The organism is Embleya sp. NPDC055664 (assembly GCF_053618075.1).
In genome coordinates, this window is the sequence record NZ_JBSHGZ010000052.1 from 48082 (window position 1) to 60921 (window position 12840).

Genomic DNA, 12840 nt, shown 5'->3' on the forward strand with positions numbered 1-12840 from the left:
AGTTCAGCGAAGCTCGGCAATCCCTCATGTTTCTCATGCTTCAACCGCCGACCCATGGAGGCCGACGATGAAGGAGATCCTCGACGCCATCCTCGCGGGGGACACCCCCAAGGAGGCGTACGCAGCGCTCCCGCTTCCCGACTCGTACCGCGCCGTCACCGTCCACAAGGACGAGGAGACGATGTTCGAGGGCGTGGAATCGCGGGACAAGGATCCGCGCCAGTCGCTGCACGTCGACGACGTGCCGCTGCCCGAACTCGGCCCCGGCGAAGCCCTCGTCGCCGTGATGGCCAGTGCGATCAACTACAACACCGTGTGGACCTCGCTCTTCGAGCCGGTCTCCACGTTCCGTTTCCTGGAGAAGTACGGCCGCGCATCCGACCTGTCCAAGCGGCACGATCTGCCGTACCACGTGGTCGGCTCCGACCTCGCGGGCGTGGTCCTGCGCACCGGCGCGGGCGTCAACGCCTGGAAGCCCGGCGACGAGGTGGTCGCGCACTGCCTGTCCGTCGAGTTGGAGAGCCCCGACGGGCACGCCGACACCATGCTCGACCCCGAGCAGCGGATCTGGGGCTTCGAGACCAACTTCGGCGGCCTCGCCCAGATCGCCCTGGTCAAGAGCAACCAGCTGATGCCGAAGCCGGCGCACCTGTCGTGGGAAGAGGCCGCCTCGCCGGGCCTGGTCAACTCGACGGCGTACCGCCAGCTCGTCTCACGCAACGGCGCGGGCATGAAGCAGGGCGACAACGTGCTCATCTGGGGCGCCTCCGGCGGCCTGGGCTCGTACGCGACCCAGTTCGCCCTGGCCGGCGGCGCGACGCCGATCTGCGTGGTGTCCTCCGAGGACAAGGCGCAGCTGTGCCGGGACATGGGCGCCGAGTTGGTGATCGACCGGCGGGCCGAGGACTTCCGCTTCTGGAAGGACGAGCACACCCAGGACACCCGCGAGTGGAACCGGTTCGGCAAGCGCATCCGCGAACTCACCGGCGGCGAGGACGTGGACATCGTCTTCGAGCACCCGGGCCGCGAGACGTTCGGCGCCTCGGTCTATGTCACCCGCAAGGGCGGCACCATCGTGACCTGCGCCTCGACGTCGGGCTACATGCACGAATACGACAACCGCTATCTGTGGATGAGCCTGAAGCGGATCGTCGGCTCGCACTTCGCCAACTATCGGGAGGCATGGGAGGCCAACCGGCTCGTGGCGAAGGGTAGGATTCACCCGACGTTGTCGCGCACCTACGCTCTGGAAGAGACGGGTCAGGCGGCCCGGGACGTCCACCGGAACCTGCACCAGGGCAAGGTGGGCGTACTGTGTCTCGCACCGGAGGAGGGCCTGGGGGTTCGGGACGTCGAGATGCGCGCGCGGCATATCGACGCCATCAACCGCTTTCGTAACGTCTGACGGCGGTCCCTGGATCTGAGACCATTCTCCCTGGTAGTCAATGCGGTACGGGCGGTTCCGGATGGTTGTCGGGGTCGTTTCGTCACCAACCGGTCGGAAACGGCCGATTTGCAGTACTGAAACGTACGCGGCCAGGGGATGGAGTGGGACCCCACAGTGCGGGGCTACGACCGCTACCAAGTCGACGAGCACCTCGAACAGCTCGACGACGAGATCAAGCGGCTGAAGAAGGAGCGCGACGACACCGTCGCCCACGCGGAGGACCTCGGCTATCAGGTCGAGGTTCTCCGCGCGAAGCTGCATGACCTTCGCCGCCAGCTCGCCACACCCCGATTCGACAGCATCGGCGGCCAGGCCGAGCAGATGTTGCGCAACGCGCAACTGCAGGCCGACCAGGTCCGCGCCGATGCCGAGCGCGAGTTGCAGGAGTCGCGCGCGACCACCCAGCGCCTGCTCCAGGAGGCCGCCGCCCGCTCCGCCCGGCTCGAAGCCGAGTGGCAGGCCGAGGTCATGGAGCGCCGCCGGCGCCTGGACGAGGAACTGGCCCAGGCACGCCAGGCCACCGAGGCCCGGGTCAACGAGAACGTCGCGTGGGCCGAGCAGTTGCGCGCCCAGGCCGAGGAGCGCGCCCGCCAACTCCTGGACAACGCCCGCGCCGAGGCCGAGCGGGTGGCCGCCGCCGCCCGCGAGCAGGCGGCGGGCACCAACGAGAGCACGCGCGCCGAGGTCGAGTCGCTGCTCTCGCGTGCGCAGAGCGACGCGGATCGGGTGGTCGCCGAGGCCAAGGCCCGGGCGAGCGCGGCCGTGGACCAGTCCGAGCAGTTGCGCACCGAGACCCGCACCCGCGCGGAGAGCCTGGTCGGCGACGCCCGGGTGGAGGCCGCCCGAATCATCGGCGAGGCCCGGGCCGAGGCCGAGCGGGTCACCGGCGAGGCCGGCGCCCGCGCCCAGGGCGCGTCCGAGAACACCGCGAAACTGCTCGAATCTGCCCAGTTCGAGATCGAACGGCTGCGGGCCGAGGCGGCCGGCGAGGCGGACCGCCGCCAGGCGGAGGCCCAACGACTGCTCCAGGGCGCCGAGGCCGAGGCGGGCGAGAAGCTCGGCAAGGCCGCGACCGACGCCGAGGCACATCTGGCCAAGGCCCGCGCCGAGGCGGACAAGCTCACCGCCGAGGCCCGCGGCGCCGCCGAGCGGCTGCGCGCCGAGGCGATCGCCGAGGCGGACCGGCTGCGCGACGAGGCCCGTGCCGAGGCCGAGGCACTGCGTACCGACACCCGCGCCGAGTTGGACACCGCCCGCGAGGAAACCCTGGCCCGGGTCGACGAGTTGGAGGCCGGGGCGCGCGCGGAGATCGAGCGCCGCCGGCAGGAGGTGGACCGACTGCGGGCCGAGGCACAGCAGTTGCTCACCAACGCCGAGGCCGGCGCGGCCGAGCGCCTGGAGACCGCCGCGCGGGCCGCCGACGACCTGATGGCCAAGTCCCGATCCGAGGCCGAGCGGGTACAGAGCGAGGCCCGCACCGAGGCCGACGAGTTGCGCGCCCGGGCCCAAACCGACGCCGAGGCGGTCGAGACGCGCACCCGCGTGTCCAGTGACCGGTTGGCGCACGAGGCGCGCGAATACGCCGAGCAGGTGCGTGCCCAGGCGGCCGAGAGTGCGGAGGAACTGCTCGAGGCGGCCCGCGCCGACTCCGGCAAGCTGCGCGAGAAGGCGATCGCGGACACACATCGCCTGCGCGAGATGACCAAGCTCCAACAGGCCGAGGCCGCCGAGGAGTTGGAGCGCGCCCGGATCGAGGCGCAGACCCTGCGCAGCGAGGCCGCGGCCGCCGCCGAGCAGCTGCGCGAGGAGTCCGCGGCGCAGGCGGCGGAGCGGGTCGAGGCGGCTCGCGCCGAGGCCGAGCGGGTGCGTACCGAGGCCGCCGAGAACGCCGGTCGTTCGCACGCCGAGGCCGAGGAACTGGTGGCCAAGGCCCGGGCGGAGGCGCAGAAGGCGGGCGCCGACGCGAACCGCGCCGCCGAGGAGCTGATCCGCTCCGCCGAGCTGGCCGCGGCCGAGCTGCGCGATCAGGCCCAGGCCCGGGCCGAGGCGATGCGCGCCGAAGCGGAGCGGCAGGCCGCCGAGTTGCACACCCGGACCGAGGAACTGCGGGCCCGGGCCGAGCAGTCGGCCGCCGATGCCGAGGCCGCGCTGGATCGGGCCCGGGCCGACGCCGAGGCCACGATGGAGCGCGCTCGCGCCGAGGCGGGCGCCCGTACCCAGTCGGCCGCGGTCAAGGCCGACGAACTGATCGGCAAGGCCCGGGAAGAGGCCGAGAAGGTCCGCACCGACTCGCGCCGCGAGGCCGACAAGGCGCTCACCGACGCGCGTACCGAGGCGGAGAAGACCCTCGCCGACTCGCGCGAGGAGGCCGACCAGATGCGTTCGGCCGCGCGCCGCGACGCGTCCTCGATGCGCGAGGAGGCGGAGGCCGAGACCCGCGCGCTGCGCGAGCGGACCGAGGCCGAGACCCATGCGCTGCGCGAGCGGACGGAAGCCGAGACCCGCGCGTTGCGCGAGGAGACCGAGCAGACCGCGCGAGCGCTGCGCGAGAGTTCGGAGAGCGCGGCGGCGGCCCTGCGCGAGGAGAGCACCGAGCAGGCCCGTGCCCGGTTGGCCGCGGCCGACACCGACGCGACCCGGATGCGCACCGAGGCGGAGGCCGCCGCTCAGGCGCTGCGCGAGAAGACCACCGAGACCGCGCGTTCGGTCCTGGAGCAGGCCGACGAGGAGGCCGAGCGCATGCGCACGGAGGCCGAGACGGCCGCCCGCACGCTGCGCGAGGAGACCACCGAGACCGCGCGTTCGGTGCTTGAGCAGGCCGACGCCGAGGCCGAGCGCATGCGCACCGAGGCGGAGGCCGCCGCGCACACGCTGCGCACCGAGACCGCCGCGACCGTGCGCGCCGCGCTGGACAAGGCCGAGAAGGACGCCGCGCGGATGCGGGCCGAGGGCGAGGAGACCGCGCTCGGCATCCTGGAGCAGGCCGACGGCGAGGCGCGCGCGCTGCGCCAGGAGGCCACCGCCGCGCTGGCCGCGGCCAAGGCCGACGCGGACACGATGCGCACCCAGGGCGAGACCGACGCGGACCGGGCCCGGTCCGAGGCGCAGACCGCCGCCCGCGCGCTGTTGGAGCGTGCAGAGCGCGATGCCGAACAGGTGCGCGCCGACGCCGAGCAGGCGGCCGGGACGCTGCGCCGGGAGGCCGCCGAGGCGCTGGAGGCGGCGCGCAGCGAGGCGCAGCGCCTGCACACCGAGGCGACCGCGACGCTGGCCTCGGCGAACGCCGAGGCGACCACGCTGCGCGAGGAGGCCGCCGCCGCGCTGGAGGCGGCGACCGCGGACGCGGAGCGGATGCGCGACGAGGCCGAGACGGCCGCGCTGAGCCGGCTGGAGCAGGCCGACACCGAGGCCACGCGGTTGCGCGAGGAGGCCGAGGCCGAGGCGCTCCGGCTGCGTACCCAGGGCGCCCAGGCGCTGGAGGAGGCGCGCGACGAGGCGGCCGAATTGCGCGATCGCACCAAGGCGCGGGCCCGCGAGTTGCTGGAGAAGGCCGAGGCGCGGGGCACCGACCTGCTGGAGAGCGCCACCACCCAGGCCCGGTTGGCCAAGGAGGACGCGGCCCGCGCGGTCGCCGAGGCGCAGGCCGAGGCCGAGGCGGTACGCGCCGCGGTGGTGGGCATCGAGGACGCCGCCCGGGAGGAGTCGGACCGGCTCACCGCGCTCGCCGAACGCGACCTGGCCAAGGCCCGCGACGACGCGGAGACCACGCTGGTCCGGGCCCGCGCGGAGGCCGACGCCACGGTCACCGCCGCGCGCAAGCACGCCGACCGGATGAAGTCCGACTCCGACCGCGAGGCGGAGAAGACCCGTACGGCCGGCCGCGAGGCGGCGAACAAGGAGCTGCGCGAGGCCGAGGAGGCCGCGGCGCAACTGCGCGAGCAGGCCCGCGCCGAGCTGGAGCGGGCCACGAACGACGCCGAGGAGCTGCTGGTTCGGGCCAAGGGCCGGGCCACCGAGATCGTCGGCACCGCCGAGCGCAAGGCCGAGAAGCGCGTCGCCGAGGCGACCGAGGCGGCGAACCTGCTGATCGCCGAGGCCGAGGCGGAGGACGAACGCCTGCGCGCCGAGGCGACCGCGGTGATAGAGAAGGCGCGCCAGGACTCCGACGCGATGATCGGCGAGACCCGGCGCGACACCACCGCCACGCGCGAGCGTTCCGACCGCGAGGCCGAGCAGGTCGTCGAACGTGCCCGCCGGCAGGCCGCGGAGGGTCTGAAGCAGGCGGGCAAGCGGGTCGACGACCTGGTGGCCGCCGCGGAGGAACAGGTGAGCGAGGCCCGCGTGGACGCCGAGAAGATGAAGGTGGCCGCGGCCGAGGAAGCCGAGCGGATTCGCGACAAGGCCGGTTCCGAGGCGGATAGGGTACGTATTGCCGCGGTGAAGAAGGCCGAGGCGCTGCTCTCGGAAGCGGAACAGCGGCTCGCCGACGCCCAGAAGGGCGCGGACGACCTGCGGGCGAAGGTGGCCGAACAGGTGGCCGCCGCCCAGCGGGAGGCGCAGGCGGTCCGTCGCAAGACCGCCGCGGACGCCGAGAAGGTTCTCGACGAGGCGCGGAAGGAGGCGGAGCGACTGCGCACCGAGGCGCGTAAGGAAGCCGACCGTCACCGCGCCGACGGACAGCGCAAACTCGACGAGTTGAACCGCAGACGCAAGGACATCACCGCCGAGATGTCGCGCGTGCAGGGCGTATTGGACGCGCTCGCCGCGCCCGCGGGCCTCGGGGCCGGCAAGGGCAACTCCTCGTCGGGCAAGGGCCCCGCGGCGAAGGGCTCCGGTTCGTCGTCATCCGATTGAGCGATGCCGGCCGGTTCTTATCTCCCGGTCAGGTCGATGCTCCGCCCGATTCGTGCCAGGATTCCACCCGTCACCTCATTCACCGCACCCGTCATACGACAGGAACCCCATGAGCGACACTAACTCTCCGCACGGCTTCGACATCGTCCGTCGTGGGTACGAGCGTTCGCAGGTCGACGACCGCATCACGAAGCTCGTGTCGGACCGTGACAGCGCGCTCGCGAGGATCTCGGCGCTGGAGAAGCGGATCGAGGAACTGCACCTCGAAAGCCAGAACGCGCAGGCCCAACTCGCCGACGCCGAACCGTCCTACGCGGGCCTCGGCGCACGGGTGGAGAAGATCCTCCGCCTCGCCGAGGAAGAGGCCAAGGACCTGCGCGAGGAGGCCCGCCGCGCCGCCGATCAGCACCGCGAGTTGGCCGAGGCCGCCGCGCAGCAGGTCCGTTCCGACGCCGAGCAGTACGGCAAGGAGCGCAAGGCCAAGGCCGAGGACGAGGGTTCGCGGATCCTCGACAAGGCCAAGAGCGACGCCGCGCAGCTGCGTGGCGAGGCGGCCAAGGACGCGTCGGCCAAGCGCGAGGAGGCCGAGGCCCTCTTCGAGGAGACCCGGGCCAAGGCCGCCCAGGCCGCCGCCGACTTCGAGACGAACCTGGCCAAGCGCCGCGAGCAGTCCGAGCGCGACCTGGCGGCCCGTCAGGCCAAGGCCGAGAAGCGGCTGTCCGAGGTCGAGCACCGGGCCGAACAGCTGCGCCTGGAGGCCGAGAAGCTGCGTACCGACGCCGAGCGCCGCTCGCGTCAGACGATCGAGACCGCGCAGCGCCAGGCCGACGACATCGTGGCCGACGCGCGGGCCAAGGCCGACCGGATCCGCTCGGAGTCCGAGCGCGAGCTGGCCGCGCTGACCCACCGCCGCGACAGCATCAACGCGCAGCTGACCAACGTGCGGGAGATGCTGGCCACGCTCACCGGCGCGGCCGTCGCCGCCGCGGGTGTCAGCATCGATGACGACGACGACAAGATGCCGGGTGTGCCGGCTCAGCAGAGCCGCTGACGCGCCTCGGCGGGGCATCGGCAACTGGTATTTCGGCCGGCTTCGGCGGCCGGGCGGCGGACGGGTTCCATGGGGACCCGTCCGCCGCCCGGCCGCATTTTTCATGACGTGATCCCGGACGCGTCGGCAGGGCACATCCGGATCCGGGCCGCCGACGGCCCGGGCAGGGGACGAGGAGTACGGGGCCATGGGTCGACTGGGCAACATCCGACCGCGCCGCAGACCGGGGAAGCCGACACCGGCCGGGGACGGAACATCCACGGGATCGCCGGCGACCGCGCCGAGCGCGGACGGGGGCACGACAGCCGCCGCACCGACCCCGGGCGGCACGCCAACGGGGAGCACGGCGGACGAGGCAACCCCGGGCGGTAGCGACAGCGGCGGCACCATCGACGGGACGACCGCACCGCGCCCGAGCGGTACCGCAGGCACGGCGGCCGACGTAGCGACCCCGGGTGGGGGCGGTACCGGCGGCACGGTCGACACGACGACAGACGCGGGGCGTACAACCGGCACCGCCGACCCGGCGGGGGCGCCGGCCTCCGGCGACGCGTCGGTCGGCGACCAACCGGCCGGCAAGAGCACCGACGCCGCCCCCGCCCGGGTGCCCGCCCAGATCGCGACGGCCGAACCCGGCCCGGCGGCCGAACCCGGCGCGCCGACCGCCCCCGGCGTACCCTCCCCCGTCCCCGACGACGCCAAGGCCCCCACCCGGGTCCAGCCGTGGACCGGCGTCGGCTCGCGGTTCGGCGAGCCGGGTCGCCCGCTGCACCGTTCCTCGCCGTTCTACATCGGCTTCATCGGCGGACTCGGCCTGATCACCGCGTGGTTCCTGGCCCGGGCCGTGATGGGCATTCAGCACGTCCTGATCATCATCCTGATCTCGTTCTTCCTGGCCGCGGGGCTGAACCCGTTCGTCGAACGCCTCGAAAAGCGCGGCATGCCCCGACGCTGGGCGGTGTGCACCGTCGCGTTCGGGTTCGTCGTCTTCGCCGCGGCCTTCGTCACCGCGATCGCCCAGCCGCTGGTCGAGCAGACGTCGAGCCTGATCAACTCGATTCCCGACAGCCTCACCGAGCTGCGCAACAACGAGAGATTCCGGCAGCTGGACGAGAAGTACGACCTGGTGAACCGGGCCAAGGACTGGGCCGCCAACGCCAACACGGCGGAGAACGTGGCGGGCGGTTTGTGGGGCTTCGGGAAGATGGTGCTGACGTCGGTGTTCGACACGCTCACCGTGATCGTCCTGACGCTGTACTTCCTGGGCGCGCTGCCCAGCATCAAGGAGCACCTGTACAACCTGTTCCCGAGGTCGCGCCGGGCCCGGGTGCGGCTGCTCGGCGACGAGATCCTGTCCGGGATCGGCGGCTACGTGAACGGCGCGCTGATCGTGGCCACCTGCGCGGGCCTGTCCTCGTTCATCTTCCTGATGATCCTGGGCAACGACTACGCGCTGCCGCTGGCCCTGGTGATCGCGATCACCGACCTGATCCCGATGATCGGCGCCACGGTGGGCGCGGCGGTGGTGTCGGTGGTGGTCTTCTTCGACTCCCCCGGCAAGGCGCTCACCTGCGTGATCTTCTTCCTGGCCTACCAGCAGTTCGAGAACTATCTGATCTATCCGCGCGTGATGAACCGCGCGGTGAACGTGCCGCCGGCGATCACCGTGATCGCGGCTCTGGTGGGCGGCGCGCTGCTCGGGGTGACCGGGGCGCTGCTCGCGATTCCGATCGCGGCGGCCGTTCTGCTCATTCTGCGCGAAGTGGTCACGCCTCGCCAGAACCAGGCCTGAGCTTGTCAATCGTCCTCTGGGATGACTTGCGGGACTTCCCTCGAACCCATGTCCCAGCGCGGGCCCGTCGTACGGCGGCCGTCGGCAGCGGGGGTTCGGGCCTAAGCTCGAAGCCCGGTCGGCACCAGAGTCGGTCCGGCACCATCCCCCCGAAGTCTTCCTGGGAGTGCGGCAACAGATGATCGAAGCAAGAGGGCTCACCAAACGCTACGGAAACAAGCTGGCGGTGGATCAGCTTTCCTTCCAAGTGCGTCCGGGCTCGGTGACCGGCTTCCTCGGCCCCAACGGGGCCGGCAAATCGACCACCATGCGGATGATCCTCGGCCTTGACACGCCGACCGGGGGCAACGTCACGGTCAACGGCCGCCCGTACGACCACGTCCAGGCCCCGCTGCGGGAAATGGGCGCACTCCTGGACGCCAAGGCGATGCACGGTGGCCGGACCGCGTACAACCACCTGCTGTGTCTCGCGCAGAGCAACGGCATCCCGAACCGTCGCGTCGACGAGGTGCTCGGGATGGTCGGCCTGACCCAGGTCGCCAAGAAGCGCGCGGGGGGCTTCTCGCTCGGCATGGGCCAGCGGCTCGGCATCGCCTCGGCGCTGCTCGGCGATCCCGGGATCCTGATGTTCGACGAGCCGGTCAACGGGCTCGACCCCGAGGGCATCCTGTGGATCCGCAACCTGATGAAGCAGTTGGCCTCGGAGGGTCGCACCGTCTTCGTCTCCAGTCACCTGATGAGCGAGATGGAGGTGACGGCGGACCACCTGATCGTGATCGGTCAGGGCCGGATGATTGCCGACACCTCGATGCGCGACTTCATCGAGACGAACTCGCAGTCGTTCACCGTGGTGCGCTCGCCGCAGGCGGAGAAGCTCAACGCGCTGCTCCAGGGCAAGGGCGCCACGGTCACGCCCGACCAGGCGGTGGCCGGCTCGTTCCGGGTGCACGAGCTGTCGCCCGTGGTGATCGGTGACCTCGCCGCCGAACACGGCATCGCGCTGCACGAGTTGTCGCCGCGCTTCGACTCGCTCGAAGAGGTCTACATGCGGATGACCCAGCACAGCGTGGAGTACCGCGCGGGCCTGCCGGGCGGTCCGCCGCCGGGGTGGGGTCCGCCCGGAGCGGCGCCGCCGCCCGGATACCCGCAGCAGGGCGGCCCGCAGTTCGCCGGTCCGCCGCCCGGGTATGCGCAGCAGGGCGCGCCCGGCGCCCCGTGGGGCGCGCCCGCCGGCGCCCCGTCCCCGTCCATGCCGCGATCCAACGGAAGCGAGGGCTGAGCGATGGCACAGAACACTCCGCCCCCGATGCCCCAGGGCCCGCCGCACCTGCTCCCGCAGGGCCAACCGGCCCCGATGCACCAGCACATGCAGGCACAGCAGGCGCCGGGGCAGCAACTGCCCGCTCAGCAAATGCAGCCGCAGCAGCCGCACGCGCAGCAGATGCCCGGTCAGCAGTTCCCGCCCGGGCAGCAGGCCGGTCACCCCGCGCACGTCGGCGGCAACATCGGCGGTGGCAACGCGGGCTTCGGCCGGGTGTTGCTGTCCGAGTGGACCAAGATCCGCACGGTGCGCTCCACGGTGTGGACCCTGATCGTGATGGTCGCGCTGATCCTGGGCCTGGGCATGCTGATCGCCGGGCTGGCCAACCCGAAGCCCGACGACGACTACGTCAGCATCTCGCTGATCGGCGTGATCATCGCCCAGCTCGCCGCCGCGACGCTGGGCGTGCTGACCATCTCCGCCGAGTACACGACGGGGATGATCCGCACCACGCTGACCGCGTACCCGCGCCGCATCCAGGTGCTGGTCGCCAAGGGCGTGGTGTTCGCGGGCCTGATGTTCGTGGTCGGTCTGGTCACGATCGGGATCACCGCGGTGCTCGGCAAGGCGATGTTCACCTCCAGGATCGGCGACTCCACCGCCGAGGTGGACCTGCTCCGCAGCGTCGTCGGCAGTTCGCTCTACCTGGCCGTGATCGGTCTGTTCGGGCTCGGGCTCGGGGTGCTGCTGCGGCACTCGGCGGGCGCGATCACCGCGCTGATGGGCGCCATCCTGCTGCCGATGATCATCGGGCCGTTCCTGCCGCACTCGGTGGGCTCGAAGGTCATGGAGTATTCGCCGATGTTCGCGCTGGGCAAGCTGATCGGCGGCAGCGACGGGGAAGGCGGCCCGGGGCCGTGGCCCTCGCTGTTGCTGATCGCGGCCTACGCGGCGATCGTGCTGATCGCCGGCGGGATCCGGCTGCGCTCGCGCGACGTGTGATCGGGTCGGTTGGGGCATTTGCCTGACCGATCGTCAAAAAAGTTGCTCCGTATACCGAAAAGGTCTCACCCGACATGTGCCGGGCGGGGCCTTTTCGGCCGTTTTCGGGCCGACTCGCGTAGCTTCGGAAACCACATCAAAAGAGGGTCCGACGATATGCTCACGTCTCATGTATGGGCAGGGGGATCCAGGAACACCCGACGCGGCGGACGCGGCACCCGTACGCGTTCCGGAACCCGTTCACCGGAGCCGGCGCACGGCCGGCGGACCGGCCGCCGGGTTCGGTTCCGCGGCGGCCGTCTTCGCGTTGGCGGGGATCGCGACCGCCGTCGTCCTGCTGGGCGACACCGACACGTTGTGGGAGTCGGCCCTCGCGGGCACGCTGCTGACCACCGCCGTCGCGCTGTCCTCGATCGCCGCGTGGTTGCGGCATCGGGTCGCCGAGCAGCGCATCGCCCGACTTCGTGAGTTGACCGTACGTCAGGCCGCGGAGAGCGCCCGCCTGGAGGCCGAACGCGCCCGGCTCGAGGCGGAGCACACCGAGCTGTTGCGCGGGCGGGCGGCGCTCGCCGACGAGGAAACACTGATGCGCGGCCGGGTGCACGACGTGTTCGTCAACCTGTCGATGCGCACGCTGACCCTGGTCGAGCGCCAACTGGACCTGATCGAGAAGCTGGAACACGGCGAGGACGAACCGCAGCGCCTGCAGGACCTGTTCCGGCTCGACCACCTGGCCACCCGGATGCGCCGCAACAGCGAGAACCTGCTGGTCCTCGCGGACGCGGACGAACGGCGCGGCCGGCGACCGGCGATCCCACTCCTGGACGTGGTCCGCGCCGGTGTCTCGGAGATCGAGCGCTACGAGCGGATCGACGTCGGCCACGTGCCGCGCGTCGAGGTGCTCGGGCGCGCCGCCGACGACGTGGGCCACCTGCTGGCCGAACTGCTGGAGAACGCCGCCGCCTACTCGGCGCCGGAGTCCCGGGTGGAGATCGGCGGCTGGACGCTGGAGAACGGCGAGGTCGTGTTGTCGGTGGACGACAACGGGATCGGCGTACCGGCGGACCGGCTCACCGAGTTGAACTCGCAGATCGAGCGGGACAGCACCGAGGAGGAGGCGGCCGGCGGCGCCGGCGGCCTGGGCGTGTTCGTGGTGGGCCGGCTGGCCCGACGGCACGGGATCAGGGTGCAGTTGCGGCCCCGCCCGCAGGGTGGCCTGAGCGCCGTCGTGGTGATCCCCGCCTCGACCTTCCACGGCCTGGGGCCCTCGCCCGCCGAGTTCTCCGCCGAGCGCGACCGCGAGCAGGAGCGCGAGCGGGACCGGATGGCCATCCCCGGCGTGACGCCCGGCGCCCGGGCCATCCCGCCCGGCGCGGCCCGGCTCGCGTTGCCCGCGACGGAGGCGCCCGCGCCGGCCGGCACCGCGCCGGCCG

The 12840-nt window shown here is 72.2% G+C and carries 7 protein-coding genes; all 7 read left to right on the top strand.

Annotation, left to right across the window (positions count from 1 at the left end; genetic code table 11):
* Positions 1–67: 67 nt before the first annotated feature.
* Positions 68–1405: a crotonyl-CoA carboxylase/reductase gene (ccrA, locus tag ACWGR4_RS44590; protein WP_379995034.1), complete on the top strand. Its 1338-nt coding sequence runs from the start codon at positions 68–70 to the stop codon at positions 1403–1405.
* 138 nt (positions 1406–1543) lie between these two features.
* A complete protein-coding gene (locus ACWGR4_RS44595; protein ID WP_452133131.1) occupies positions 1544–6301 on the top strand; it encodes a hypothetical protein in 4758 nt (1585 codons plus the stop codon).
* A 109-nt stretch (positions 6302–6410) separates the two neighbouring features.
* A complete protein-coding gene (locus ACWGR4_RS44600; RefSeq protein ID WP_020555437.1) occupies positions 6411–7352 on the top strand; it encodes a coiled-coil domain-containing protein in 942 nt (313 codons plus the stop codon).
* Between the two features lie 187 nt (positions 7353–7539).
* Entirely contained in the window at positions 7540–9144 is a 1605-nt protein-coding gene (locus ACWGR4_RS44605; RefSeq protein ID WP_452134001.1) for an AI-2E family transporter, read from the top strand.
* A 178-nt stretch (positions 9145–9322) separates the two neighbouring features.
* Positions 9323–10423 (top strand): ABC transporter ATP-binding protein, encoded by a 1101-nt coding sequence (locus tag ACWGR4_RS44610; RefSeq protein ID WP_379995028.1) that lies wholly within the window; start codon positions 9323–9325, stop codon positions 10421–10423.
* Between the two features lie 3 nt (positions 10424–10426).
* The gene (locus ACWGR4_RS44615; RefSeq protein ID WP_452134002.1) at positions 10427–11407 is read left to right on the top strand and encodes an ABC transporter permease subunit; all 981 of its coding nucleotides are present in this window, start codon (positions 10427–10429) and stop codon (positions 11405–11407) included.
* A gap of 169 nt (positions 11408–11576) precedes the next feature.
* On the top strand, positions 11577–12840 hold a 1264-nt coding region (locus tag ACWGR4_RS44620), incomplete at its 3' end, for a sensor histidine kinase (RefSeq protein ID WP_452134327.1).